Source organism: Streptomyces sp. NPDC052236 (assembly GCF_044548015.1).
Lineage (GTDB): Bacteria > Actinomycetota > Actinomycetes > Streptomycetales > Streptomycetaceae > Streptomyces.
The window spans coordinates 1-24,888 of record NZ_JBIUBL010000025.1; the positions used below are offsets into that span (position 1 = coordinate 1).

A 24,888-nucleotide genomic window follows, 5' to 3' on the forward strand; every position below is an offset into this window, starting at 1 on the left:
GTGGTGTGGGGGGGTGTTTGTGGGTGGGGTGGGGGGGGGGGGGGGTGGGGGGGGGGGGGGGGGGGGGGGGGGGGGGGGGGGGGGGGGGGGGGGGGGGGGGGGGGGGGGGGGGGGGGGCCGGGCCCGAAACTGGGGCTCCGCCCCAGACCCCGCTCCTCAAACGCCGGAGGGGCTTGAGGGGGCGGCGGGGCCCGGGTCTGTCAGGTAGCGCTGGAGGGTGGGGGCCACCATCGTGATGATGTCCTCCGGAGGGGCCGATGCCAGCGGTTCCACCTTGATCAGGTACCGCAGCACCGCGATGCCGATCATGTGCGAGGCCGCCAGTTCCGCCCGGAACTTCGGGTTCGGTACGTCCAGGTCCGCCGCGATCCGCTCCAGCAGCCGCCGCAGCACAAAGCCCCGCAGCACCTTCGCCGCCGCCTCATGGGTCAGCGCCGAACGGATGACCGCCAGCAGCGGGCCCCTGGTCGCCGGGTTTTCCCAGACGCCGATGAAGTAGCGGGCGAGCCGTTCGCCGATGCCTGCCGTGCCCTGGCCCAGGATCAGCGGGACCAGCAGAGCGGGCTCGAAGGAGACCTCGATGGCCGCCGCGAAGACCTCGTCCTTCGTGCCGAAGTAGTGGTGGACCAGCGCCGGGTCCACGCCCGCCGCCTTGGCGATGCCGCGGACGGTCGTCTTGTCGTAGCCGCGCTCGGCGAACTCCGTACGGGCCGCATCGAGGATCCGCTCACGGGCGCCGGGGCCGGTCTCCGCGCCCGTGCGGGCCGGGCGCCCGCGCCGCCGTGGGGCCGTGTCCGTCATGAGCCGCGGATCCCGGACGTGGCCGATGCGAGGTGCAGCCGGGTGAAGGCGAGCGCCTCGGACAGGTCGGCTTCGCGTTCGGCGGCGGACATCGCGCGCCGGGTGTTGACCTCGATGACGACATGGCCGTCGAACCCGCTGCGGGCGAGCCGCTCCAGCAGCTCGGCGCACGGCTGGTCGCCGCGCCCCGGCACCAGGTGCTCGTCCTTCGCCGAACCCTTGCCGTCGGCGAGGTGGACGTGGCCGAGCCGGTCGCCCATCCGGTCGACCATGGCCATCGTGTCCGTGCGCGAGGTCGCGGTGTGCGAGAGGTCGATCGTGAAGTGCCGGTAGTCCTCTGTGGTGACGTCCCAGTCGGGGGCGTACGCGAGCATCTCGCGGTCCCGGTAGCGCCACGGGTACATGTTCTCGACGGCGAACCGTACGTCCGTCTCGTCCGCCATCCGCCAGATCCCGGCGACGAAGTCACGCGCGTACTGGCGCTGCCAGCGGAAGGGCGGGTGCACGACGACCACCGAGGCGCCCAGTTTCTCCGCCGCCGCCTGCGCGCGCTGGAGTTTCACCCAGGGGTCGGTGGACCAGACCCGCTGTGTGATCAGCAGACAGGGTGCGTGGATCGCGTGGATCGGCATCCGGTGGTAGTCGGAGAGACGGCGCAACGCCTCGATGTCCTGGCTGACGGGGTCGGTCCAGACCATGACCTCGACGCCGTCGTAGCCCAGGCGTGCGGCGATCTCGAAGGCCGTCGCCGTGGACTCCGGATAGACGGAGGCCGTCGACAGGACAACCTTCGCATCCGGGATGCGCACCACTGGATCTGCCACTTCTGCCACGTGAGACAGGGTACGGGCCCGCACTACGCGGTCGGGAGGTGGGGAAGGCGCGCCGGAGAGGGATCCAGGCGGGCCGTGAGGTGGTCAAGGCGTCTCAGAATGACGCCCTCACGCAGCGCCCACGGGCAGACTTCGAGCTCCGCCGCATCGAAGAGGTCCATCGCGGCCTCGGCGACCAGGGCTCCCGCCAGCACCTGGCGGGCGCGGCCCTCGGAGACGCCGGGGAGTTCGGCGCGCTGCTCGACGGTCATGGCGGCGAGCTTGGGCACCCACTCCTCCAGTGATTTTCGACTCAGGTCGCGCTGCACGTACAGCCCCTCGGCGGAGCGCGCGGCACCCGCGATACGGGCGAGCTGCTTGAACGTCTTGGACGTCGCCACGATGTGGTCGGGCTTGCCGAAGCGGCTGAATTCGCCGACCGTACGGGCTATCTGGGCCCGCACATGGCGGCGCAGCGCCTTGACGTCCTGGGGGTCGGGCGGGTCGCCGGGCAGCATCGCCGTCAGCCGGCCCGCGCCGAGCGGCAGGGAGACCGCGGCGTCCGGTTCCTCGTCCATCCCGAACGCGATCTCCAGCGAGCCGCCGCCGATGTCGAGGACCAGGAGCTTTCCGGCGGACCAGCCGAACCAGCGGCGCGCGGCGAGAAAAGTGAGCCGGGCCTCCTCCTCGCCGGTCAGCACGGCGAGGTCTATCCCGGTCTCGGTCCTGACCCGGGCCAGGACCAGGTCGGCGTTGCTGGCCTCGCGGACGGCGGAGGTGGCGAAGGGCAGGACCTCTTCGCAGCCCTTGTCCTCGGCGGCCTGCAACGCCTTGGTGATGACGTCGATCAGCCGGTCGACGCCCTCGGGGCCGATCGCCCCGTCCGCGTCGAGCAGCTCAGCGAGCCGCAGCTCCGCCTTGTGGGAGTGGGCGGGCAGCGGGCGGGCGCCGGGGTGCGCGTCCACTGCCAGCAGGTGCACTGTGTTCGAACCGACGTCGAGGACTCCGAGTCTCATGGACGCACGCTACTGCGGTGCTACAGCGGTCGCGCGCATACGCTGGTGTCGTGCCAAAGACGAAAAAGGCGAAACCGGGCAAAGCCAAGCCCCCGAAAGACCACCGGTCAAACCCCCAGTCCCCTCGGGCGAGCGACGAGAAGGGCCTGGATTTCGCGCGTGCCTGGGTCGAATTCCCCGACCCCGCCGACGACGAGCAGGTCTTCCGCTGTGACCTGACCTGGCTGACCTCGCGCTGGAACTGCATCTTCGGCAGCGGTTGCCAGGGCATCGAGGCGGGCCGCGCGGACGACGGCTGCTGCACGCTGGGCGCGCACTTCTCGGACGAGGACGACGAGAAGCGGGTCGCTTCTCACGTGGCCCGCCTCACCCCCGACGTGTGGCAGTTCCACGATGTCGGTACGGAGTCGGGCTGGACCCAGACCGACGACGACGGCGAACGCCAGACGCGCCGCTGGGACGGCTCGTGCATCTTCCAGAACCGGCCGGGGTTCGCGGGCGGGGCGGGCTGCTCGCTGCACATCCTGGCGCTGCGGGAGGGCAAGGAGCCCCTGGAGACCAAGCCGGATGTGTGCTGGCAGCTGCCGGTGCGGCGGACGTACGAGTGGATCGACCGCCCCGACGACACGCGGGTGCTCCAGGTGTCGATCGGCGAGTACGACCGGCGGGGTTGGGGCGCGGGCGGGCACGACCTGCACTGGTGGTGTACGTCGGCGACGTCGGCGCACGGGGCCGGGGACCCGGTGTACGTGACGTACCGGCCGGAGCTGACGGAGCTGATGGGCAAGGAGGCGTACGACGTGCTGGTGGAGCTGTGCGAGACGCGCCTGTCCTCCCAGCTTCCCTTGCTGGCCCCGCACCCGGCGGACCCGGAGACATAAGGGACGCTTCAGCTCGAATGTTCCGAAGATTCCGACGGTTCCGAAGGTGAAGCGGTAGGCGTCGGCACCGGAGTCGGGGGCGAGGACGGCGAAGGCGCCGGGTCCGGGTCCGGGACGTCCGACGGGTGGGGCGCCGGGTCCGGGGACGGCGCGGAGGGCGCGGGAGGTGCGGGGGGCGTGCCGCGGCCCTCGATTTTCACCACCGCTCCCGCCGGGTCCACCGCCACTCGCGCGCTCCACGCCCTCTCCGGCTCCCGCCCATGGTCGACGGACACCTGGATCGTGATCGACTCGCCCGGGTTCAGCGTCCCCGACGACCGGCTCAGGTACAGCCATTCCACGTCCGTACGCGCCGACCAGGTCACCGGAGAGCCGCCGGACGCCGAGAGCGTGATCCAGGTGGTGTCGCCGGACGGCTGCGCCTCGACCGTGAGACGGCCGGGGGCCGCGCGGCGGGAACGGGACGGTAAGGCGGGCGCGCCCCGGCTGATGACCTCGACCGAGACGCCCGGCGCGCGGCCGTCCGCCAAAAGCCGCCCGTCCGCCGTGAGCTCCGTGTCCCGCTCCGTACGCGCGCCGCCCGCCTTCTTGTAGTAGTCGTACGGAGTGGAGCCGCGCCCGGCGCGCCCGCCCTGTCCCTCCGCCTCGCTCGCCGTGACCGACGGGCCGCCGTGCGCCTCCTCGGTCCGCGACTCGCCCCGGTACGCCGCCCACAGGGCGAGCACCGGAGCCGCCATGACCGTCGCCACGACCGTGGTCGTCACGGCCCGAGCCCGCATCCGCTCCCGCCGTGCCGCCTGGTCCTTCGGGTCCAGCGGAAAGCCGCCCCGGCCGAAGCGCGGCCCGCCCGCGCGGGTGCGCGGGACGTCCAGCATCGCGGCGTACGCGGCTGCCCGCTCCGCCTCCACGAGGGGCAGCGCCGCCGGGGTGACGGCCGACCCCGGCCACGGCGCGCCCGCTCCCGCGCGCTCGGCCGCGCGGCGGCAGCGCGGGCAGTCGTCGACGTGCCGGACGAGTTCGTGGCGGAGCGCGGCGGAGAGCAGCACGCGGTGGTCGCCCGCCAGGCGGGCGACGGCCGGACAGGTGCCGGTCTCCACCACGGCGAGCGCGGCACGCGTGCGCTCGACCTCGCAGGCCGCGGCGGCCAGCAGTTCGCGCGCCGCGGGCGTGTCGAGGCTGAGGACCGAGGCGACTTCGGGCGCGTCGAGCCCGTGTCGTACGGCCAGTTCGAGCGCTTCGCGCTGTTCGGGCGTCGTACCGGCCGCCTCCGGCCAGGCCAGCAGCGCCAGCTCGCGGCGGCGGCGCTCGGCGGCCTCCGCCGGGAGACCCGGCCGCGGCTCCGCGGAAACGGCGCGCTGCGCGGGGGGCGCGGAGCGCCCGGTGTGCGCCCCCTGCCGCTCGTGCCGCTGCTCGGTCAGCCGGCGCAGACAGGCCCACCGCGCGAGGGCGTACAGCCATGCCTTGCGTTCGACCTCACCGGCCGGGCAACGCCCGTACTGGCGCTCGGCGATGGCGAGTACGTCGCCGATGAGAGCGGTCGCCTCGTCGTGGTCGCAGAGCACGGAGAGGCAGTACGTGAACAGGCCGTCGAGGTAGGGCTCATAACGCGCGGGCGGCCGTTGGGCGGGCGGACGCGGCGAGTGTCGTTGCGAGCGTCGTTGCGCCCGGTGTGCGCCGGTGGTGTGCGTGGATGATTCCAGCCTGCTGCTCATCACGCCGCGACCGTAGACGCAGAAGCACACCTACTCCGTACCCCTTGCCCACTTTTAATTCTTACGGGTGAACACTTCGCTCGAAGGGGGACAGGAATCGATAATTCCGCCCCTACTGGACCCCCGGCGTACGCCTGGGGTGTCCGATGAGTTCCGGTCCACCGGGTAGTCAACCCGTTATGAGCAGAGTGATCTCAGGCATGTCTATGTCGCTGGACGGCTTCATCACCGCCCCTGACGACACCCGTGAGAACCCGCTGGGCGTGGGCGGGGAGCGCCTGCACGCCTGGCTGCGGGACCTTGGGGAAACCGACGCCAAGGTCCTGGACGACATGATCCGGAGCGTCGGCGCCGTCGTGATGGGGCGGCACTCCTACGACGTGTGCGAGGGGGACGGCGGCTGGGGCGACGGCGGCCCGGTCGGCAAGACCCCCTGCTTCGTCCTCACCCATCTGCCGCCGGACCCGGCGGACGTGGTCGCCCCGGATGTGTTCACGTTCGTCACGGACGGTATCGAGTCGGCGATCGCGCGGGCGAAGGCCGCCGCGGGGAGCGGGGATGTCGGCGTGCACGGCGCGACCGCCGCGCGGCAGGCGCTGAACGCGGGGCTGCTGGACGAGATCCACATCATGCTCGTCCCGGTTCTGCTGGGCGCGGGCAAGCGGCTGTTCGACCATGTCGGCGGGCCCGTCGAACTGCGGCGCACCTGGTCCGTGGCCTCCCCGGACGTCACCCACCTGCGCTTCGAGGTCGTGAAGGGGAGTGAGGGGAGGGGGCACGTAAGGGCTGCGAAAGGGGCTTGAGGCACCGCGGCGGGCCCGTTGTCAGTGGAGGCAGCTACGGTTCCGGCATGGCTGTGCGCACAAAATCCGCGAAGGACCGGCCGTCCTACCGCTGCACCGGCTGCGGCTGGACGACTGCCAAGTGGCTCGGCCGCTGCCCCGAATGCCAGGCCTGGGGCACCGTCGAGGAGTACGGCGCGCCCGCTGTCCGTACGACCGCGGCGGGGCGCGTCTCCACCGCCGCCCTTCCCATCGGGCAGGTCGACGGGCGGCAGGCGACCGCTCGTACCACCGGCGTGGACGAGCTCGACCGCGTACTCGGCGGGGGGCTGGTGCCCGGCGCCGTCGTGCTGCTCGCGGGCGAGCCGGGCGTCGGCAAGTCCACCCTGCTGCTCGACGTCGCCGCGAAGGCCTCCGACGAGCAGCACCGCACGCTGTATGTCACGGGCGAGGAGTCCGCGAGCCAGGTCCGCCTGCGCGCCGACCGGATCAACGCCCTGCACGACCACCTGTACCTGGCCGCCGAGACCGATCTCTCCGCCGTCCTCGGCCACTTGGACGCGGTCAAGCCTTCCCTGCTGGTCCTGGACTCCGTACAGACCGTCGCCTCGCCCGAGATCGACGGCGCGCCCGGCGGCATGGCGCAGGTCCGCGAGGTCGCGGGCGCGCTGATCCGCGTCTCCAAGGAGCGCGGGATGTCCACCATCCTGGTCGGCCATGTCACCAAGGACGGCTCGATCGCCGGACCCCGGCTGCTGGAGCACCTGGTGGACGTGGTGCTGTCCTTCGAGGGCGACCGGCACGCGCGGCTACGTCTCGTACGGGGCGTCAAAAACCGCTACGGCACGACGGACGAGGTCGGCTGCTTCGAACTGCACGACGAGGGCATCACCGGCCTCGCCGACCCCTCTGGCCTCTTCCTCACCCGCCGGGCCGAGGCCGTCCCCGGCACCTGTCTGACAGTCACTCTGGAAGGCAAGCGCCCGCTCGTCGCCGAGGTGCAGGCGCTGACGGTCGACTCGCAGATTCCCTCGCCCCGGCGCACCACCTCAGGGCTGGAGACCTCCCGGGTCTCGATGATGCTCGCGGTCCTTGAGCAGCGCGGGCGGATCACCGCGATCGGCAAGCGCGACATCTACAGCGCGACCGTGGGCGGTGTGAAGCTCACCGAGCCCGCCGCCGACCTGGCGATCGCGCTGGCGCTGGCGTCGGCCGCCAGTGACACTCCGTTGCCCAAGAATCTGGTCGCGATCGGCGAGGTGGGCCTCGCGGGCGAGGTGAGACGCGTCACGGGTGTCCAGCGCCGGCTGGCCGAGGCCTACCGCCTCGGGTTTACGCACGCGCTGGTGCCGTCCGACCCGGGCAAGATCCCGCCCGGTATGAAGGTCACGGAAGTGGCCGACATAGGAGAGGCACTGCGCGTACTCCCGCGCGGGCGGCCCAAAGCCTCGGACAGAGCGGCGGACAGAGCGGCGGAGAAGGCCTTGGACTGAACACCGGGCCGAGCATCGGAAACAGGACTTCGGGCAGGGGTTCAGACAGGCCCTCCCGCCGGGCTTCTGCGGCGAATGCGGGCAGAGAGCGGGCGTACGCCCCACGGGACGGTGATGCGCGCCGGTAGACTTTTGCCTGGTCTCGCCCATTCGTACGAGCCGGAGGAGTGCAGTGGCAGCCATCGACCGGGCATCACCCGGAAAGCCCGGCGGAGGCTCCGGCACCGAAGCGCTGATCCGCGCCACCCTGAGCGCCGTCGCGCCCGGCCAGGCACTGCGCGACGGCCTGGAGCGGATCCTCCGCGGCAACACCGGCGGCCTGATCGTCCTCGGCATGGACAAAACCGTCGAATCCATGTGCACGGGCGGTTTCGTCCTGGACGTGGAGTTCACCGCGACCCGGCTGCGCGAACTGTGCAAGCTGGACGGCGCGCTCATCCTCGACAAGGACATCACCAAGATCCACCGGGCCGGTGTCCAGCTGGTCCCGGACGCGTCCATCCACACCGAGGAGACCGGCACCCGCCACCGCACCGCGGACCGGGTCTCCAAGCAGTGCGGCTTCCCCGTCGTCTCCGTCTCGCAGTCGATGCGGCTGATCGCGCTGTACGTGGACGGGGAGCGCCGCGTCCTGGAGGAGTCGTCCGCGATCCTCTCGCGCGCCAATCAGGCGCTGGCGACTCTGGAGCGGTACAAGCTCCGGCTGGACGAGGTCGCCGGCACGCTCTCCGCGCTGGAGATCGAGGACCTGGTGACGGTCCGGGACGTCGGGGCCGTGGCGCAGCGCCTGGAGATGGTGCGCCGGATCGCCACCGAAATCGCCGAGTACGTGGTGGAGCTGGGCACCGACGGCCGTCTCCTCTCCCTCCAGCTGGACGAGTTGATCGCGGGCGTGGAGCCGGAGCGGGAGCTGGTCGTCCGTGACTATGTGCCGGAGCCGACTGCGAAGCGGTCCCGTACGGTCGCCGAGGCGCTGACCGAGCTGAACGACCTCACGCACGCGGAGCTGCTCGAACTGCCGATAGTGGCCAGGGCATTGGGCTACAGCGGCTCGCCGGAGACGCTCGACTCCGCGGTCTCGCCGCGTGGTTACCGGCTGCTGGCGAAGGTGCCGCGGCTGCCGGGCGCGATCATCGAGCGGCTGGTCGAGCACTTCGGCGGACTGCAGAAGCTGCTCGCGGCGAGCGTCGACGATCTGCAGACGGTCGACGGGGTGGGCGAGGCGCGGGCGCGCAGCGTGCGCGAGGGGCTTTCGCGGCTCGCTGAATCGTCAATCCTTGAGCGGTACGTGTAGGGCCAGGCGTCTGGACCGGCCAGTTCCTCAGTCCTTCTCCAGGCGGAACGATGCGGGCAGCACCGTCGCCCCCGGAACCTGCGCCTCCACCAAGTACGTACCGGCCGCCACCGCCCCGGCCGGCGGTGTGGCGCACTGCGGCGCGCTCCGCTTGCGGTCCCACTCCACGGTGTGCGTGATGCTCGCGCCCGCCGGAACCCTCAGCAGCAGGCTGCCCGCCGCGCGCGGGCAGTCCTTGGACGACCACACGCCCTCGTCATCGTCGTCGATGACCGTCAGCACCGCCGCCTTCGGCCCGAGGTCCGCCTTGCAGGTCGTCGCCGAGGAGTTGGAGACGACCAGCTGGAACGTCGGCTTCTCCCCCGGGTCGTACGAGACTTTGAGGCTGCGCAGCGTCAACTTCAGACTGCCCGGGGCGCAGTCGGGGAGGTTCGAGCCGGCCGGGACCTGCTGGCCGCCCGCGCCGCCGCTGGACGCGCCGCCCGTTCCGTTGTCGCCGTTCTTGCCCGGATCGCCGCCCGCGCCCGCGGCCGTACCGCCTTGATCGCCGGTTCCGGTGCCGTCGCCGGTCCCGGTTCCGGTTCCGGTGCCGCTGGAGTCGCCCGACTCGTCGCGCCCGCCCGGCTGTTCGCTGATCGCGGGCCCGGACTGCGAGGGCCCGGGCGTGATGGAGGGCACGGGACTGGAGCCCTTGGCGTCACTTGTGCCCGTGCCTCCGCTGCCTCCGCCGGAAGAACTGACGGCCCATACACTCAGCAACGCGAGGAGCGCGATCAAGGACGCCGCGACTCCCCTCCGTCGCCAGTAGATGGAGGAGGGAAGCGGCCCGATCGGATTGCGCAGAGATCCCACGGCCCAAACTCTACGAGAGAACTGGGCCAACTCCCGTCGCACCGCCGCCCGACTTCGCAAGTTCCGCCGATCATCATGCCGGGCGGCGGCCCTCAACGGTCCCTCACACCCGAGCCCGAGCCCGAGCCCGAGCCCGCGTCCTCCGCCCCCGAGCCCACGCCCCGACTTTCGTCGGGGGCACCTGTGGCCATTGGCCGGGGATGACTGCCCCCGCCTGCGCGGTAGCGTCCCTGACCATGGACAGCAGCATCACCCGCGGCCTCTACCGCGACATAACCGACTTCGCCCACACCACACCCTCCTGGGTGCAGCACCTCGCAGAACTCTGGACGGAGGCCGGACTGCTGCTCTTCGGGGTGCTCTTCGTCGTCGCCTGGTGGCGCGCCCGCCCCGGGGACCCGCGCGCGACAGCCGTCGCCGTCCTCGCCCCGCTCGCGACCGCCACCGGGTATGTCGTCAGCGAGCTGCTGAAGTCCGCGGTGGACGAGGAGCGTCCCTGCCGTACGGTCGCGGGCGCGGTCGCCTCTCTGGTGCCCTGCCCGGCGCCCGGCGACTGGTCCTTCCCCAGCAACCACGCCGCGATCGCGGGCGCGGCGGCCATCGCGCTCGCTCTCGCCTGGCCCCGGATCGCCCTGCTGACCGTGCCGATGGCGCTGCTGATGGCCTTCTCCCGCGTCTTCGTCGGGGTTCACTACCCGCACGACGTCCTGGTCGGTCTGACGGTGGGCGGCGTGGTCGCGGCCCTGTTCGTCGCGGCGCTGACCCGCCCGGCGACAGCGCTCGTCACCACGATGCGTACGAGCCGTACGGGCGTCGTCGTCTGGTTCGCGGGGCCGGGCCGGGGGTGAGCCGGGGCCGGGCGGGAGGTGAGCCCAGGGGTTGCCAGGGGTTGCCAGGGGCGAGCCGCGGGTGAGCCGGGGGTGAATCCGCCACCCCCGGGTGGCGGCGGCGCCGGGAGCGTATGCACGGTCCGCCCGCCCGGACGTGCCAGGATCGGGGTGCCATGACTGACACCAGCACAGATACAGCCCCAGCACGCGACCTCACGGCTACCCCTGACGCCGCCTCCCTGCACACCCCCGTCATCGCCTGGTTCGACCAGCACGCCCGCGACCTGCCCTGGCGCCGCCCCGAGGCCGGCGCCTGGGGTGTGATGGTCAGCGAGTTCATGCTGCAGCAGACCCCGGTCAACCGGGTGATCCCGGTGTACGAGCAGTGGCTGGCCCGCTGGCCGCGCCCCGCCGATCTCGCGGCCGACGCGCCCGGCGAGGCCGTCCGCGCCTGGGGCCGCCTGGGCTACCCGCGGCGCGCGCTGCGCCTGCACGGGGCCGCGCAGGCAATAACAGAACGGCACGGCGGCGACGTACCGAGCCAGCACGCACAGCTGCTCTCGCTGCCCGGCATCGGCGAGTACACGGCAGCCGCGGTGGCCTCCTTCGCGTACGGGCAGCGGCATCCCGTGCTCGACACCAACGTCCGCCGGGTCTTCGCCCGCGCCGCGACCGGCATCCAGTACCCGCCGACCGCGACGACCGCCGCCGAACGCAAGCTCGCCCGCGCGCTGCTCCCGGAGGACGAGACGACCGCCGCCCGCTGGGCGGCGGCCTCCATGGAGCTGGGCGCGCTGGTGTGCACCGCGAAGAACGAGGACTGTTCGCGCTGCCCGATCGCCATGCGGTGCGCCTGGCGGCTGGCCGGGAAACCCGCGCACACAGGTCCGGCGCGCCGCGCGCAGACGTACGCGGGCACCGACCGGCAGGTGCGCGGCAAGCTCCTCGCCGTACTGCGCGATGCGGTGACACCGGTCGAGCAGTCGGCGCTGGACGCGGTCTGGCACGAGCCGGTGCAGCGGGCGCGGGCGCTGGACGGGCTGGTCGCCGACGGGCTTGTCGAGCCGCTGGAGAACGGCGCGTACCGCCTGCCGCTGCGCTGAACCCGACACCGAACCGACACCGAGCACCGGCTCTTCCCCACCCGGCCCGCACCTGAAACATCGGCTGTTACACAACCGATGGATGGCCGTGCGCCCACCGACGGCTGGCCCGCACAGCCCCGTGACAACACCTCCGTAGCTTCTAGCGACGTAAGGGGACAGCAGTTGCTTGTCACGGGGATTTACGGGGACGGAGGCGGTTTTCATGGCGCACGGCGAGGTGCTCGGATTCGAAGAGTACGTACGCAACAGGCAGGAGGCCCTGCTGCGCAGTGCCCGGCGTCTCGTCCCTGACCCCATCGACGCCCAGGACCTCCTGCAGACCGCCCTGGTCCGCACGTACGGCCGCTGGGACGGCATCGCCGACAAGTCGCTCGCCGACGCCTACCTCCGCCGCGTCATGATCAATACGCGTACGGAGTGGTGGCGCGCCCGCAGACTCGAAGAGATCCCCACCGAGCAGCTGCCCGACGACGCCCGCGTCGACGACGGCAGCGAGCAGCGCGCCGACCGCGCCCTGCTGATGGATGTGCTGAAGGTGCTGGCTCCCAAGCAGCGCAGCGTCGTGGTGCTGCGCCACTGGGAACAGATGAGCACCGAGGAGACCGCCGCCGCGCTCGGCATGTCTGCCGGTACGGTGAAGAGCACGCTGCACCGTGCGCTCGCCCGCCTCCGCCAGGAACTGGAGAGCCGGGATCTGGACGCCCGTGCCCTGGAGCGTGCCGAGGCGCGGCGCGAGCGTGAGCGGGACGGACGGGGGCGGGAGCGGTGCGCGGCCTGACAGACAGAAGCGGCGGCAGGAAGCGGGCGGCGAGTGGTGCGGCGACGGCCGCACTCGCCGCTCTCGGCGTGTTCGCCGCCGCCGCGTGTTCCGCGGGTGGCAGCGGGGTGCAGGACGAGGGCGCGGCGCTCGGCGACTCGAAGGCGGCCAAGGCGGTGCCCTCCGCCGTCCCGTCGTCCACCGCCGCCGGGCGGGGCACCAGGACCGTTGACGTGGTGCGGCTGCTCCAGGAAGATCCGAAGGTCAGCAAGCAGGTCAAGGCCGATCTGAAGCCGTGCGACCGGGACACGTACCCGGTGGACACCTCTTACGGGTATTTGACCGGCGCCGCCTGGCCCGACGTCGTCGTGAACGTGATGACGTGCGACGATGCGCTCGGCATGGGCACGTATGTGTACCGACCGAGCGGCGAGAGCGGCGAGAAGTATGTGAATGTCTTCATGGTCGAAGAGCCGGCGGTGTACTCCGCGATCGACCGGGGCGACCTGGTGGTGACCAAGGAGGTGTACACCAAGGGCGACGCTCTGACCGAGCCGTCCGGCGAGGAACTGACCACGTACCACTGGACGAGCGGCAAGTTCACGCAGCAGCACTGGGTACGCAACGAATTCAGCGGAGCGGTCGGCGAGGGTCTCGCGGTCGCCCCGGAACCGACGGAGCCGGCGGACCTGACGGAACTGGGACCGGAACCGGAACCGCCCGTGACAGAGAAACCCGAGAACTGAGAGCAGCGGATGGCCGATACCCACGTCCTCTTCGTCGAGGACGACGACGTCATCCGCGAGGCCACCCAGCTCGCGCTGGAGCGTGACGGCTTCGTGGTGACCGCGAAACCCGACGGGCTCCAGGGCCTGGAGGCCTTCCGCGCGGACCGGCCGGACATCGCGCTGCTCGATGTGATGGTGCCGGGGCTGGACGGGGTCAGCCTGTGCCGCCGCATCCGGGACGAGTCGACCGTACCGGTGATCATGCTGTCGGCGCGTGCCGACTCGATCGATGTGGTGCTGGGCCTGGAGGCGGGCGCCGACGACTACGTCACCAAGCCCTTCGACGGGGCGGTGCTGGTGGCCCGGATCCGCGCGGTGCTGCGGCGCTTCGGGCACGCGGGCGGACCGGCGGGCGGCTACGGCGGATACGGCGCGCCCGGCGGGTACGCGGACCCTGCGGGGCGGCAGGAGCAGCAGGGCGTGCTGTCCTTCGGCGATCTGGAGATCGACACGGAGGGCATGGAGGTACGCAAGGGCGGCGAGCCGGTGGGGCTGACGCCGACCGAGATGCGGCTGCTGCTGGAGTTCTCGGCCACGCCCGGGATCGTGCTCTCCCGGGACAAGCTGCTGGAGCGGGTCTGGGACTACGGCTGGGGTGGCGACACCCGGGTCGTGGACGTCCATGTCCAGCGGCTGCGCGCCAAGATCGGCCAGAACCGGATCGAAACAGTCCGTGGCTTCGGCTACAAACTCAAGGCATGAAGCGGGTATGAAGCGATTCGTCCTGCGCACCGGAGTCCGCTGGAAGATCAGTGTCGCGATCGCGGGTGTCGGCGCGCTGATCGCCATCACGCTGAGCCTTGTCGTGCACAAGGCCGCGCGCGTCTCGATGCTCGACAACGCGCGCGATGTGCAGATGGACCGGGTGCTGCTCGCACAGCGCTGGCAGGAATCGTCCAAGAACAAGGAGCCGCGCTTCTCCACCAAGGTCAACGACCCCTCGCTGCCCAAGGGCCTCCAGCGGCTGATGCGGGATCAGCGGCGCGGCAGCTATGTGGAGGAGCGGCACGGCGGTGAGCCCGACATCTGGGCTGCCGTGCCGCTGGCCAACGGCGATGTGCTCTCGCTGCGCACCCGGTTCGGCGGCCGCAGCGCCGTCGTCATGAAGGACCTCGACCGGGCGCTGGTCATCGGCTCGGTCTCGGTGGTGTTCGGCGGCTGCGCGCTCGGTGTGCTGATCGGCGGGCAGCTCTCACGGCGGCTGCGCAAGGCTGCCGCCGCGGCGGCCAATGTCGCGCGGGGCAATACGGACGTACGCGTACGGGAGGCGATCGGCGGGGTCGTCCGCGACGAGACCGACGATCTGGCGCGCGCCGTGGACGCGCTGACCGACGCGCTGAATGAGCGCATAGAGGCGGAGCGGCGGGTCACCGCGGACATCGCGCACGAGCTGCGCACGCCGGTGACCGGGCTGCTCACGGCGGCCGAGCTGCTGCCGCCCGGTCGCCCCACCGAGCTCGTACGGGACCGGGCGCAGGCGCTGCGCACGCTCGTCGAGGACGTACTCGAGGTGGCCAGGCTCGACAGCGCGTCGGAGCGGGCCGAGCTTCAGGAGATATCGCTCGGGGAGTTCGTCGGCCGCCGGGTCGCGGCGCTCAATCCGGAGGTGACGATCCGGATCGTCCACGAGTCATGGGTCAGCACCGATCCGCGGCGGCTGGAGCGCATCCTCTTCAATCTGCTGACCAACGCCGCCAAGTACGGCAGGGGGCCGATCGAAGTCATGGTCGAGGGGCGCGTGGTGCGGGTGCGCGACCACGGGCCCGGCTTCCCCGACGCGCTGCTGCGCGAGGGCCCGAGCCGCTTCCGTACGGGCGCGAGCGACCGCGCGGGGACGGGCCACGGCCTGGGCCTGACGATCGCCGCGGGGCAGGCACGCGTCCTCGGCGCCCGGCTGACGTTCCGCAACGCCGCGCCGGTGGGGACGGTGACGCCGCTGGGCGAGTCCGGGGGCGCGGTGGCGGTGCTGTGGCTGCCCGAGCACGCCCCGACCAACAGCGGCAGCTTCCCTATGCTGCCGCTGGCGGACTAGCGGGCGCGCAACCATCAATTGAGGAACCCCGACGGCCATAAGCCACATCCGCGAGAGCGGCGGCGGTTTAGCCGCAAAGGGGGGCTAGCAGGCCCAGTCCTGGTCGAGGTCGAGGCCGCCCTTGCGCTCCTGGGTGAAGGAGTACCAGTTGCCCGAGTCGTCGCGCAGGATCGCCTCTGTGCCGTACGGACGCTCCTGCGGCGGCTGGAGAAACTCCACGCCGCGCGCCTTGAGCTTCTCGTAGTCCCCGTGGATGTCGTCGGTGGCCAGCACCCCCGCGCCCATGACTCCCTTGGAGACGAGCTTCTTGATCATCTCTGCGGACTCCGGGTCCATCGCCGGCGCGCCCGGCACCATGAGCGTCAGCATCACATCCGGCTGGTCCTTGGCCCCGACGGTGACCCAGCGCATTCCGCCCTCGCCCATGGTCATGTCGGTGCGGACCTCCATGCCCAGCTTCTCCGTGTAGAACTCCTTCGCCCGGTCCTGGTCCAGGACCCAGACGGTGGCAATGGCGAGACCCTTGATCATGTGGTGCTCCTCGGAGAGGGGTGGCTTCCGCTGCCCTGCCACCGTAGGCCGCGGCCCGATCAGTCCGCTTCTTCAGAATTGCTCAGCCTGCCGGGGAAACCGCCCGCCCACAGCAGCGCGTAGCACCCCGGTATCAGGGCGGCTCCGCGCCCCACGTGCTTGGCGCGGTACTCGCTCGGCGTCAGCCCCGTCTGCTTCTTGAACCGGGTGGAGAAGGTGCCGAGGCTGCTGAAGCCGACCAGCGCGCAGATCTCGGTGACCGACAGACTCGCCGAGCGCAGCAGCTCCTCGGCCCGCTCTATCCGCCTGCACGACAGATACTGGCCGGGTGTCTGCCCGTACACCGCTTTGAAGGCGCGGACGAAGTGGTAGCGGGAGTAACCGGCGTGGGCGGCCACCGCGTCCAGGTCGAGGGGCTCGGCCCAGTCACGGTCCATGGCGTCCTTGGCGAGGCGCAGCTGCCGCAGATGCGCCAGACGCGCCGACGCGGCGGTCGTGGCGCTCGTGGTGGTCGTGGCGCTCATGGCGGTGACGGTGCTGCTCTGCATACATCCGATGCTGACACGCACCACTGACAACGGCCCCCGGTGCGCACACCGGGGGCCGTCGGCCAGGGAATTCGTAGAGTGCGGGCGCGTCAGACGGTCTCCGCCACCTTCGCCTTCGCGGTGTCCTCCGGCCCTGCGGCCGGCGCCGGACCCGCCCCGCGCAGCGGTACCTCCTTGACGAAGAACGCCGCCACAAAGGCGATCACCGCGACCACCGCACCCAGCAGGAAGGCCGCGTGCGTCCCGGACGCCACCGCGAATTCGTACGCCTCCCGCACCGGATCCGGCAGTTTCGCCAGGCTCGCCGCGTCCAGCTGCGCCGAGCCCTCCGTGGCCTGCGAGCCGCCCCGCGCCGTCATCTCGTCCTGGACCCGGCCGGTGAACAGCGCGCCCATGATCGCGACGCCGAAGGAGCTGCCGAGGGTACGGAAAAGGGTGGCGCCGGAGGAGGCGACGCCCATGTCCTTCTGCTCGACGCTGTTCTGCGCGACGAGCATCGTGATCTGCATCAGGAAGCCCATGCCGGCGCCGAGCACCGCCATGTAGATCCCGGAGGCCAGCCGTGAGGTCTCGGTGTCCATGGTCGAGAGCAGGAACAGGCCCGTCATCATCAGCCCGCCGCCGAGGATCGGGAAGAGCCGGTACTTGCCGGTCTGCGTGGTGACCCGCCCGGCGACCATCGAGATCGCGAGCATCGCGAGCAGCATCGGCAGCAGGAGCAGCCCGGAGTTGGTCGCCGACGCACCCTGGACGGACTGCTGGTACAGCGGCAGGAAGAGCACCGCGCCGAACATCACGAAGCCGGTCAGGAAGCCGATCACCGACATCAGCGAGAAGTTGCGGCTGCGGAAGATGTGCAGCGGCAGGACCGGCTCCGCGGCCTTGGTCTCGACGTAGAGGAAGGTGGCGAGCGAGACGGCGCCGAGCGCGATCAGTGCCAGGATCTCGGCCGAGCCCCAGGCGTACTCCGTGCCGCCCCAGGTCGTGACCAGCACGATCGAGGTGATGCCCACGGTCAGCAGAGCGGCGCCCAGATAGTCGATGCGCGCGCCGGTCCGCTGCTTCTTCGGCAGGTGGAGAACCATGGTGACCATCGCGAGTGCGACGGCGCCCAGCGGCAGGTTGATGTAGAAGGCCCAGCGCCAGCCGAGGTGGTCGGTGATGGTCCCGCCGGCCAGCGGTCCGCCGATCATGGCGATGGCCATGACGGCGGCCATCATGCCCTGGTACTTGCCGCGCTCCCGCGGCGGTACGAGGTCTCCGATGATCGCCATCACGCCGACCATCAGACCGCCCGCGCCCAGTCCCTGGATGGCGCGGAAGCCGATGAGCTGGCCCATGTCCTGGGCCATGCCGCTCAGTACGGAGCCGACCAGGAAGATCACGATGGCGATGAGGAAGGTGCCCTTGCGGCCGTACATATCGCCGAGCTTGCCCCAGATGGGGGTGGAGGCGGCGGTGGCCAGGGTGTACGCGGTGACGACCCAGGACAGGTGCTCAAGACCGCCGAGTTCGCCGACGATCGTCGGCATCGCGGTGCCGATGATCATGTTGTCGAGCATGGCCAGCAGCATCGCGATCATGAGCGCGAGGATCACGACCCGCACACTGCGCTCTCGCGGCTGCCCGTCGGCTCCGGCCTTCACCTGCCCGTCCGGCTGCTTCTGGTCTTTTGTTATATCCGCCATCGTTCCCGCTCCCCTGGTACTTACTTGCCGCCCGGCTAGTTGACTACACTGGGAAGGTAGACCCGTAACTAGCCGGGCGTCAAGTAAGTAATGGGAGCCAGGAGAGCAGCATGGGCAGCACGCAGCCGCGCCGGGGCAATACGCGCCAGCGCATCCAGGACGTCGCCCTGGAACTCTTCGCCGAGCAGGGTTACGAGAAGACGTCACTGCGCGAGATCGCGGAGGTTCTCGGGGTCACCAAGGCGGCGCTGTACTACCACTTCAAGACCAAGGAAGACATCCTGGTCAGCCTGTTCCACGACCTGACCAGACCGATGGACGAGCTGATCGAGTGGGCGAAGGGCCGGCCGCCCACCCTGGACACCAAGAAGGAGATCCTGCGCCGCTACAGCGAGGCGCTCGCCGGCGCGGCGCCGCTGTTCCGCTTCATGCAGGAGAACCAGGCCACGGTGCGCGAGCTGAGTGTCGGAACGACGTTCAAGGACCGGATGATGGTGATGCTCGAACTCATCAAGGATCCGGAGGCGGCCCTGGCCGATCAGGTCCGCTGCATCAGCGCGCTTTTCTCGATGCACGCCGGGATGTTCGTACTCAACAACATCGACGCCGGCCCCGAGGAGTTGCGCAAGGCGGTCCTGGAGGTCGCGGTCGATCTGGTGAGCCAGGCCCACCACGTTCCCGGCTGAGCCCTGGGCAGGTCGGCCGAAAGGCCGACCTGGGGCAGGGAAGGTCAGCGGGAACGTCAGACGGTGACGCCGACGGTCCGCAGGAACTTGACGGGGTCTATCGACGAGCCGTAGTTCGCGTTCGTACGGACCTCGAAGTGCAGGTGCGGTCCGCTGGAGTTGCCGGTGTTGCCCGACAGCGCGATCTTCTGGCCGGTCTTCACCGTCTGGCCCGGGTAGACGTCGACACGGGAGAGGTGCGCGTACTGCGTGTACGTGTTGTTGTCGTGCTTGATGACGACGGCGTTGCCGTACGCCGCCCCGTCACCGGCGCCACCCGGCCCGCTCTTGACCACGGTGCCGCCGCTCGCGGCCGCGACCTTGGTGCCGACCGGCACAGCGAAGTCCTGCCCGGAGTGATTGCTCGACCACATGTTGCCGGCCTTGCCGTACGTGGCGCTCAGCGTGTAGGTGGCCACCGGCTTGCCCCAGCCCGCGGCCTTCTTGGCCTGGGGCTGCGCCTGAACCTGAGCCTGAGCGGCTACGGCACTGGTCGTGCCCGCCTCGGGGGCGACGGACCCGGCGGCGAATGCGGCGCCGGCCCCGAGCACCATCGACGCGCTCAGTCCGGCGGCGACGACGGCGCCACGCGTACGGAGAGCGGACGGGCGGAGATAGTGGGACACGGTGCGCTTCGACATACGGGAGCCTCCGGGCATAAGGGGAACCCGGCACCGACGCGCCGGGCTTGCTCCACCTTGTTAACCCGCGCACCCGCCCAGCCACAAACACCCCTTCTACGAGCCCGGGTCGTAGCCAGTGCGCCCGAAATCGTCGTACGAACACGCACGAAACAGACATCCACCCGGATTCATCATGAACCCGAGTCCGCAAAACCGACTATTCCTTCTAGTAGGTGAGATTTCACCTGTGGTGCTTGTCACGGATTCAAGGAGCGACAGCGGTGCCGCAGTGACGCGTCCTTCCCGCGCGCACCCCCGTCCGGGATGCTCCTGTGCCATGAGTAGACCCGTGATCCACGCCGACCGCCGCCGCCCCCGCGGCAGGCTCGGGCCCGTCGTCCTCGGGCTCGCCTGCACTCTGACGCTCACCTTCACCGCCTTATCCGTCGTGAGCTCGCCCGCCGGGGCGGGCCCCTCCGACACCGGCCTCAAGGGCGCCCTCGACACGATCCTCGCCGACAGCCGGATGGACGGCGGAGCCGCGAGCGTGGTGATCGCCGACGCCGCCACCGGGGAGCGGCTCTATCAGCGGGACTCCACGGACCGCCTGATGCCCGCCTCCAACACCAAGCTCGTCACCTCCGCCGCGGCCATGGAGCTGCTCGGCCCCGACTACCGCTTCCGGACCGACGTCCTGTCCACCGGCCGCCGCCATGGCACGGTCCTGCGCGGCGACCTCTATCTGCGCGGCGGCGGCGACCCGACCACCCTCGCCAAGGACTACGACCAGCTCGCCGCCGACCTCGCCGCGACGGGCGTCACCCGCGTCACCGGCCGCGTCGTCGCCGACGACACCCGCTTCGACAACCAGCGCCTGGGCCGTGCCTGGGCCGCCGACGACGAGTCCTCGTACTACTCCGCGCAGATCTCGCCGCTGACGCTCGCGCCCGACACGGACTACGACTCCGGCACGGTCGTCGTGGAGGCTCTCCCCGGCGCCGCGCCCGGTGACAAGCCGCTCGTACGGCTCACGCCGCCCACCGACTACGTACGGATCGACATCAGCGGCACCACGGTCGCCCCGGGCCAGGCCGACACTCTCGCCGTCGAGCGGCAGCACGGCACGAACACCATCACCGTCAGCGGCAACATCCCGGTCGGCGCGAGCGCCACCAAGGAGTGGGTGGCCGTCTGGGAGCCGACCGGCTACGCCGCCGCGGTGTTCTCCGACGCGCTCGCCCGCCATGGCGTACGGGTCGCGGGCAGGCCGCTCCTGGGCCGTCCCACCCCGCCCGGCGCGCGGCCGGTGGCCTCGAAGAGCTCCATACCACTGAAGGAGCTGCTGCTGCCGTTCATGAAGCTGTCCAACAACATGCACGCGGAGACGCTCACCAAGGCCATCGGTTACGAGACGGCGGGCCGCGGCAGCTGGTCCGCGGGCCTGGCGGCGATCAACGGCTATCTGAAGAAGGAAGGCGTCACGACGACGACCCTGCGCCAGGTCGACGGCTCCGGGCTGTCCCGGATGAACGTCATCCCGGCCGGGCAGCTGACGACGCTGCTGCTGTCGGTACGGGACGCCCCCTGGTACGCCGACTGGCACGCGTCTCTGCCGGTGGCCTGCGCCACGGACCGCGCCGTGGGCGGCACGCTGCGCTCCCGTATGTGCGCCACCCCGGCCGCCCTCAACGCGCGCGCCAAGACAGGGTCCTTGACCGGCGCGTCCGCGCTCTCCGGGTATGTCACCGACGCGGGCGGGCGCGAGCTCGTCTTCAGCGTCGTCCTCAACAACTACCTGGCGTCGTCGGTGAAGAGCGTCGAGGACGCGATCGTGGTGACCCTCGCGAAGTCCGATACGGCGGGCGGCACGATCGCCGCCGTACCCGTGCCCATGCCCGTACCCGTACCGCCGCAGCGCGAACGCCGCGCAAAGCCGCCCGCCGACCTCGAATGCGCCTGGCAGAAGCCCGCGTTCTGCTGAACGTCGGCCGCCCGGACCGTACGCGCTGTACGGTCCGGGCCATGACGAGCTCATCGGACGGCCACGCCTTCGACGGCATCGACCTGGCCGACGCCATCCAGTCCGTACGCGACCAGTTACTCGACGCGGCCACCCGCGCCACCGGCCAGCCCATGCTGTTCGAAGTCGGGGACATCCAGATGGAGTTCACCGTGGAACTCCGCAAGGAAACCAAGGGCGGCGCGAAGGTCAAGGCGTGGGTGGTCGAGGCGGGCGCGGACACGAGCCGCGCCACGGGCCGCACCCACAAGGTCGCCTTCACCCTCAAGCCGCTGGACGCGGCCACCAACGGGTCCTGGAAGGTGGGCAACAGGCAGCAGGGCAGCACGGCGGGCTTCGGCGGCGGCGGGACGACGTGACGGCGGCGCGTGTCGTCGCGGTACTGGGCGCCAAGCAGGGCACCGGCGTACTCCTCTCGCCCCGCTTCATCCTCACCTGCGAGCATGTCCTCGGCGGTGACCTACGGCTCGAGGTCGCGCATCCCAGCCGGGCGGGGCGGGTCGGCTGCCAGGTCTACTGGTCCAGCAAGACCCTCGACGCCGCACTGCTGCTCGCCGACCACGATGTGATCGACGCGGACATGGCCCGTCACGCGTCGTTCGGCCATATCCGCCTGGGCTCCCTGTCCCACAGCTCGCCCCTGCCGAACTGCCAGATCGTGGGCTTCCCCGACATCCAGCGGTACGGGAACGAGCGCGCACTGGAACTCGACCAGTACCTCGTCACCGTGCTCCCCGCGGCGGGCACGCTCCGCTCCGCGCTGGTCTGCGAATTCGACCGCCCGCCGGCCGCCGAGCGCGATAACGGCAGCTCGCCGCTGGAAGGGCTCTCGGGCTCGCCGATCTTCGCGGGGCCGGTCCTGCTCGGCATCGTTACCGATGTGCCGCGGGGCCGCGGCCATCTGCGCGTCGAAGGCGTGCCGGTGCGGCTGCTGCAGGAGAGAGAACCCTTCAAGGACGCGCTCCGGGCTTTCGGGAACCCGGCCAGAACCTATGCCGAGCCGGTCACCCACTTCCATCCGCAGGACTTCCTCTTCGAGGAGGAATACGCGAGGGCCCTGAAGACCCGCTACAGCAAGACCCGGATCTTCGGCATCGACGAACTGGGCACCAGCGAGGTGACGTGGGACCTGGACACCGCATATCTCAGCCTGGAGGCCGTACAGCGGGAGCGCCCCCTACTGACCGGCGGCGAGCCGCACGGTCCTCCTGTCCCCGCTCAGCCCCGCCGTATCGACCAACTGCTGTCGGACCGGCCCCGGACGCTCCTGCGCGGCGAGGCGGGCGCGGGCAAGACCACCCTGGTGTGGTGGCTCGCCGCCCATGCCGCCTGCTCCACGCTCGGCCCCGAACTGGCCGAGCTCAACGGGCTCGTGCCGTTCGTCGTCCCGCTGCGGGCCCTGCACGCCCAAGGCCTCGACTTACCTGGCCCGGCCCAGTTGCACACTGTGGCCAAGATCCTGACGGACGAGCCCTCGCCCGGCTGGGCCAGCCGGGTGCTGAAGTCGGGCCGTGCTCTCCTGCTGGTCGACGGTGTGGACGAAGTACCCGCGGACGAACGCGAAAACGCCCGGAACTGGCTCTGCGAACTGCTGGATCTCTACCCCGGCACGCGCTGCCTCGCCACGGTCCGCCCGAACGCCGTCGACCCCGACTGGCTACTCTCCGAGCAGTTCGAGGAGCTCCAGCTCCTGCCCATGCGCGACGGGGACATCCAGGCGTTCGTCATCGCCTGGCACAACGCGGCACGGAACGAGCCGCGCGCCGAGGCCGAGCGTTCGGAACTACACCGCCTCCAGAGCGAGCTGCAGACACAGTTCCGGCAGAACGCGGCCCTGCGCACGCTCGCCCAGACCCCGCTGCTCTGCGCGGTCATCTGCGCCCTGCACCGCCGCCGGGGCGGCCTGCTCCCGGAGACCCGCTGGGAGCTGTACCGTTCCACGCTGGCGATGCTCCTCGGCAACCGCGACGCCCAGCGCAAGATCGCCGACCCTGACGGCATCACCATGGGCGTGGAGGAGCACCAGCAGCTGCTGCAGTCGATCGCTGCCTGGCTGGTACGAAGCGGCCAGTCGGAACTGTCCCGCGAGGACGCGGAGCGCCAGATCGAGCAGGCCATGCAGCGGCTGCCGCAGGTGCGGGCTCAGGGCACGCCCACAGCGGTCCTGAGGCATCTGATGAACCGTAGCGGCCTGCTCCAGGAGCGCACGGACGACGTGATCCAGTTCATTCACCGCACCTTCCAGGACTATCTGGCGGCCCGCTCATTCGTTGAGGGCGGTTGCCTGCCGGAACTGCTCCTGCACGCCGAGGATGAACTGTGGCACGACACTCTGCTGCTGGCGGTGGGCCACTGCCGTCCGGGTGAGGTCCGTAGGCTGATCCAGGGCCTGATAGCCCAGGGTGACAACTCGCACCCGATGCTGCATGTGCTGGCGGCCCGGTGTCTCATCGACGCGGTCGTGGTGGACGACATGGTCGCCGACGCCGTCGCCGCACGCATCCGCGCGCTGTTGCCGCCGAGCACGATGGCACAGGCGCAGAGGCTGGCTTCCCTGGGGGCCTACGTGCTGTCCTTCCTGCCCGAACCGGCGGAGCTCAACGAGACGGAGGCGGAGAGGGTCGCCAGGCTCATCTGCGAGATCGGCGGCAGCGAGGCCATGCCCTCGGCCAAGCGGCACGCCCTGCGGGATGGCTCTATCGTGCGCGGGCAGTTCGCGCGGAGTTGGCGTCGATTCCCGGCTGAGGAGTACGCGCGTGAGGTACTCGCCACCATGTCGCTCACGGACATGGACGTCACGGTCAGCGATCACCGCCACTTGCGCCTGCTGCACCACTTGCCGAAGGTCGGAAGCCTTGTGCTCGTCGGCAACTTCCCCAGCTCTGACCTGCTCCGGTATCTGCCCGAAGCGAAAGCACGGCGTCTGTCCCTCAGCAGCAAGGTGCTCGGCGATCTGTCGTTCCTGCACGCGCTTCCCCACCTGAGGCAGCTAGTCATTAGTCATTGTCCCGGACTGAAGGATCTCTCCGGGCTCAAAGATGCACATATCGACCTCCTCTATCTAAATGTCGGCCAGCTCGCGCCCAAAGCACTCGCGACGATCCAGCACACCCCGAAACTGACGGGACTGCAGCTCCACTTTCAGGGGTCGAACGCCATGCAGTACTTACCCACGGCGCACCCTGGCGTCGGAGTTCTCAACATCGATAGCCCGGAAGCGGTCGACCTGCACACTCTGCCGGAGTGGCGAGGACTCCGACGCCTCGGGCTGACGATCGACTCCTGTACCTGGCTGGCAGAGGGGGGCCTCAGACCGGCCCCTGGGGTCGTCACGGTGAGCCTGGAACTGAGATCCGACCATGCCGGTCTTGAGCACCTTCCGCGTCTCTTCCCCTCCCTCACCACGCTGCACGTCAGCACAGACGTACCCGAGCCGCTCGATCTAACGCCCCTGCACGGCCTGCCGGGCCTGGAGATCGAGGTCTGGCACGACGCCGAGACACGCCTGTCCATCATCGGCGGCGAAGCTTTCGGTGACCGTCTGACGGTCGACCGGCCGGACTGAAAAAGGGGCTGCCCCAGACCGTACGAAACGGT

Annotated in this window: 23 protein-coding genes; 14 read left to right on the top strand and 9 right to left on the bottom strand. The window is 70.6% G+C overall.

Annotation, left to right across the window (positions count from 1 at the left end; translation table 11 throughout):
• Positions 1-156: 156 nt before the first annotated feature.
• From ACIHCQ_RS32650 to ACIHCQ_RS32660, 3 genes are read right to left on the bottom strand one after another with little or no spacing between them, the layout of a single operon-like run.
• A complete protein-coding gene (locus ACIHCQ_RS32650; protein WP_399670542.1) occupies positions 157-801 on the bottom strand; it encodes a TetR family transcriptional regulator in 645 nt (214 codons plus the stop codon).
• The gene (locus ACIHCQ_RS32655) at positions 798-1,625 is read right to left on the bottom strand and encodes a sugar phosphate isomerase/epimerase family protein (protein WP_399670896.1); all 828 of its coding nucleotides are present in this window, start codon (positions 1,623-1,625) and stop codon (positions 798-800) included. Before ACIHCQ_RS32655 ends, ACIHCQ_RS32650 begins: the two co-directional genes overlap by 4 nt.
• A gap of 32 nt (positions 1,626-1,657) precedes the next feature.
• Positions 1,658-2,629: a Ppx/GppA family phosphatase gene (locus ACIHCQ_RS32660; RefSeq protein ID WP_399670545.1), complete on the bottom strand. Its 972-nt coding sequence runs from the start codon at positions 2,627-2,629 to the stop codon at positions 1,658-1,660.
• A gap of 50 nt (positions 2,630-2,679) precedes the next feature.
• Here ACIHCQ_RS32660 and ACIHCQ_RS32665 point away from each other — a divergent pair, with 50 nt between their 5' ends.
• Positions 2,680-3,510 carry a hypothetical protein gene (locus tag ACIHCQ_RS32665; protein ID WP_399670548.1) on the top strand — a complete coding sequence of 277 codons (831 nt, stop codon included), beginning with the start codon at positions 2,680-2,682 and terminating at the stop codon, positions 3,508-3,510.
• A gap of 8 nt (positions 3,511-3,518) precedes the next feature.
• On the opposite strand, the gene ACIHCQ_RS32670 is transcribed toward ACIHCQ_RS32665, so the two are convergent.
• Complete coding sequence (locus ACIHCQ_RS32670; RefSeq protein WP_399670899.1) at positions 3,519-5,222, bottom strand: hypothetical protein; 1,704 nt, start codon at positions 5,220-5,222, stop codon at positions 3,519-3,521.
• 200 nt (positions 5,223-5,422) lie between these two features.
• On the opposite strand from ACIHCQ_RS32670, the gene ACIHCQ_RS32675 reads away from it, so the two are divergent.
• The 3 genes from ACIHCQ_RS32675 to disA all read left to right on the top strand — a co-directional run bounded on the left by ACIHCQ_RS32675 (position 5,423) and on the right by disA (position 8,791).
• Positions 5,423-6,025: a dihydrofolate reductase family protein gene (locus ACIHCQ_RS32675; RefSeq protein WP_399670550.1), complete on the top strand. Its 603-nt coding sequence runs from the start codon at positions 5,423-5,425 to the stop codon at positions 6,023-6,025.
• A 47-nt stretch (positions 6,026-6,072) separates the two neighbouring features.
• Entirely contained in the window at positions 6,073-7,497 is a 1,425-nt protein-coding gene (gene radA / locus ACIHCQ_RS32680) for a DNA repair protein RadA (RefSeq protein ID WP_399670553.1), read from the top strand.
• A 172-nt stretch (positions 7,498-7,669) separates the two neighbouring features.
• Positions 7,670-8,791 carry a DNA integrity scanning diadenylate cyclase DisA gene (gene disA, locus ACIHCQ_RS32685; protein WP_399670556.1) on the top strand — a complete coding sequence of 374 codons (1,122 nt, stop codon included), beginning with the start codon at positions 7,670-7,672 and terminating at the stop codon, positions 8,789-8,791.
• 27 nt (positions 8,792-8,818) lie between these two features.
• On the opposite strand, the gene ACIHCQ_RS32690 is transcribed toward disA, so the two are convergent.
• A complete protein-coding gene (locus ACIHCQ_RS32690; RefSeq protein WP_399670559.1) occupies positions 8,819-9,643 on the bottom strand; it encodes a hypothetical protein in 825 nt (274 codons plus the stop codon).
• Positions 9,644-9,879: 236 nt separating this feature from the next.
• On the opposite strand from ACIHCQ_RS32690, the gene ACIHCQ_RS32695 reads away from it, so the two are divergent.
• The 6 genes from ACIHCQ_RS32695 (at position 9,880) to cseC (ending at position 15,156) form a co-directional block, all read left to right on the top strand.
• Positions 9,880-10,491, top strand: coding sequence for a phosphatase PAP2 family protein (locus ACIHCQ_RS32695; RefSeq protein WP_399670562.1), 612 nt, complete (start codon positions 9,880-9,882; stop codon positions 10,489-10,491).
• Between the two features lie 155 nt (positions 10,492-10,646).
• Positions 10,647-11,576 (top strand): A/G-specific adenine glycosylase, encoded by a 930-nt coding sequence (locus ACIHCQ_RS32700; protein ID WP_399670565.1) that lies wholly within the window; start codon positions 10,647-10,649, stop codon positions 11,574-11,576.
• A 205-nt stretch (positions 11,577-11,781) separates the two neighbouring features.
• On the top strand, positions 11,782-12,357 hold the full coding sequence (locus ACIHCQ_RS32705) for a SigE family RNA polymerase sigma factor (RefSeq protein ID WP_399670568.1): 576 nt from the start codon (positions 11,782-11,784) through the stop codon (positions 12,355-12,357).
• Positions 12,345-13,082 (top strand): hypothetical protein, encoded by a 738-nt coding sequence (locus ACIHCQ_RS32710; protein ID WP_399670571.1) that lies wholly within the window; start codon positions 12,345-12,347, stop codon positions 13,080-13,082. The genes ACIHCQ_RS32705 and ACIHCQ_RS32710 overlap by 13 nt, the downstream gene beginning before the upstream one ends.
• Before the next feature lie 9 nt (positions 13,083-13,091).
• On the top strand, positions 13,092-13,826 hold the full coding sequence (gene cseB, locus ACIHCQ_RS32715; protein WP_399670574.1) for a two-component system response regulator CseB: 735 nt from the start codon (positions 13,092-13,094) through the stop codon (positions 13,824-13,826).
• A gap of 7 nt (positions 13,827-13,833) precedes the next feature.
• Complete coding sequence (cseC, locus tag ACIHCQ_RS32720) at positions 13,834-15,156, top strand: two-component system sensor histidine kinase CseC (RefSeq protein WP_399670576.1); 1,323 nt, start codon at positions 13,834-13,836, stop codon at positions 15,154-15,156.
• An 84-nt stretch (positions 15,157-15,240) separates the two neighbouring features.
• On the opposite strand, the gene ACIHCQ_RS32725 is transcribed toward cseC, so the two are convergent.
• The 3 genes from ACIHCQ_RS32725 to ACIHCQ_RS32735 form a co-directional block, all read right to left on the bottom strand.
• Entirely contained in the window at positions 15,241-15,687 is a 447-nt protein-coding gene (locus ACIHCQ_RS32725; RefSeq protein WP_399670579.1) for a VOC family protein, read from the bottom strand.
• 59 nt (positions 15,688-15,746) lie between these two features.
• A complete protein-coding gene (locus tag ACIHCQ_RS32730) occupies positions 15,747-16,211 on the bottom strand; it encodes a helix-turn-helix transcriptional regulator (protein ID WP_399670902.1) in 465 nt (154 codons plus the stop codon).
• A 113-nt stretch (positions 16,212-16,324) separates the two neighbouring features.
• The gene (locus tag ACIHCQ_RS32735; RefSeq protein ID WP_399670582.1) at positions 16,325-17,923 is read right to left on the bottom strand and encodes an MDR family MFS transporter; all 1,599 of its coding nucleotides are present in this window, start codon (positions 17,921-17,923) and stop codon (positions 16,325-16,327) included.
• 110 nt (positions 17,924-18,033) lie between these two features.
• Here ACIHCQ_RS32735 and ACIHCQ_RS32740 point away from each other — a divergent pair, with 110 nt between their 5' ends.
• A complete protein-coding gene (locus tag ACIHCQ_RS32740) occupies positions 18,034-18,609 on the top strand; it encodes a TetR/AcrR family transcriptional regulator (RefSeq protein ID WP_399670585.1) in 576 nt (191 codons plus the stop codon).
• A gap of 56 nt (positions 18,610-18,665) precedes the next feature.
• Here ACIHCQ_RS32740 and ACIHCQ_RS32745 read toward each other — a convergent pair whose 3' ends face one another.
• Positions 18,666-19,289, bottom strand: coding sequence for a M23 family metallopeptidase (locus ACIHCQ_RS32745; RefSeq protein WP_399670589.1), 624 nt, complete (start codon positions 19,287-19,289; stop codon positions 18,666-18,668).
• Positions 19,290-19,608: 319 nt separating this feature from the next.
• Between ACIHCQ_RS32745 and dacB the strand changes: the two genes are divergently transcribed.
• Genes dacB through ACIHCQ_RS32760 form a run of 3 tightly spaced genes read left to right on the top strand, consistent with a single transcriptional unit; the run spans position 19,609 to position 24,856 of the window.
• Positions 19,609-21,252: a D-alanyl-D-alanine carboxypeptidase/D-alanyl-D-alanine-endopeptidase gene (dacB, locus tag ACIHCQ_RS32750; RefSeq protein WP_399670592.1), complete on the top strand. Its 1,644-nt coding sequence runs from the start codon at positions 19,609-19,611 to the stop codon at positions 21,250-21,252.
• A gap of 41 nt (positions 21,253-21,293) precedes the next feature.
• Positions 21,294-21,650 carry a trypco2 family protein gene (locus tag ACIHCQ_RS32755; protein ID WP_399670594.1) on the top strand — a complete coding sequence of 119 codons (357 nt, stop codon included), beginning with the start codon at positions 21,294-21,296 and terminating at the stop codon, positions 21,648-21,650.
• Complete coding sequence (locus tag ACIHCQ_RS32760; RefSeq protein ID WP_399670598.1) at positions 21,647-24,856, top strand: NACHT domain-containing protein; 3,210 nt, start codon at positions 21,647-21,649, stop codon at positions 24,854-24,856. The genes ACIHCQ_RS32755 and ACIHCQ_RS32760 overlap by 4 nt, the downstream gene beginning before the upstream one ends.
• Positions 24,857-24,888 lie beyond the last annotated feature (32 nt).

Bases quoted from the DNA above. Each gene is read 5' to 3' on its own strand.
- ACIHCQ_RS32705 (WP_399670568.1), top strand. From the start codon at position 11,782: ATGGCGCACGGCGAGGTGCTCGGATTCGAAGAGTACGTACGCAACAGG.
- ACIHCQ_RS32700 (WP_399670565.1), top strand. From the start codon at position 10,647: ATGACTGACACCAGCACAGATACAGCCCCAGCACGCGACCTCACGGCT.
- ACIHCQ_RS32695 (WP_399670562.1), top strand. From the start codon at position 9,880: ATGGACAGCAGCATCACCCGCGGCCTCTACCGCGACATAACCGACTTC.
- ACIHCQ_RS32675 (WP_399670550.1), top strand. From the start codon at position 5,423: ATGTCTATGTCGCTGGACGGCTTCATCACCGCCCCTGACGACACCCGT.
- cseC (WP_399670576.1), top strand. From the start codon at position 13,834: ATGAAGCGATTCGTCCTGCGCACCGGAGTCCGCTGGAAGATCAGTGTC.
- radA (WP_399670553.1), top strand. From the start codon at position 6,073: ATGGCTGTGCGCACAAAATCCGCGAAGGACCGGCCGTCCTACCGCTGC.
- dacB (WP_399670592.1), top strand. From the start codon at position 19,609: ATGAGTAGACCCGTGATCCACGCCGACCGCCGCCGCCCCCGCGGCAGG.
- ACIHCQ_RS32660 (WP_399670545.1), bottom strand. From the start codon at position 2,629: ATGAGACTCGGAGTCCTCGACGTCGGTTCGAACACAGTGCACCTGCTG.
- ACIHCQ_RS32755 (WP_399670594.1), top strand. From the start codon at position 21,294: ATGACGAGCTCATCGGACGGCCACGCCTTCGACGGCATCGACCTGGCC.
- ACIHCQ_RS32740 (WP_399670585.1), top strand. From the start codon at position 18,034: ATGGGCAGCACGCAGCCGCGCCGGGGCAATACGCGCCAGCGCATCCAG.
- ACIHCQ_RS32745 (WP_399670589.1), bottom strand. From the start codon at position 19,289: ATGTCGAAGCGCACCGTGTCCCACTATCTCCGCCCGTCCGCTCTCCGT.
- ACIHCQ_RS32670 (WP_399670899.1), bottom strand. From the start codon at position 5,222: ATGAGCAGCAGGCTGGAATCATCCACGCACACCACCGGCGCACACCGG.
- cseB (WP_399670574.1), top strand. From the start codon at position 13,092: ATGGCCGATACCCACGTCCTCTTCGTCGAGGACGACGACGTCATCCGC.
- ACIHCQ_RS32735 (WP_399670582.1), bottom strand. From the start codon at position 17,923: ATGGCGGATATAACAAAAGACCAGAAGCAGCCGGACGGGCAGGTGAAG.
- ACIHCQ_RS32725 (WP_399670579.1), bottom strand. From the start codon at position 15,687: ATGATCAAGGGTCTCGCCATTGCCACCGTCTGGGTCCTGGACCAGGAC.
- ACIHCQ_RS32730 (WP_399670902.1), bottom strand. From the start codon at position 16,211: ATGAGCGCCACGACCACCACGAGCGCCACGACCGCCGCGTCGGCGCGT.
- ACIHCQ_RS32650 (WP_399670542.1), bottom strand. From the start codon at position 801: ATGACGGACACGGCCCCACGGCGGCGCGGGCGCCCGGCCCGCACGGGC.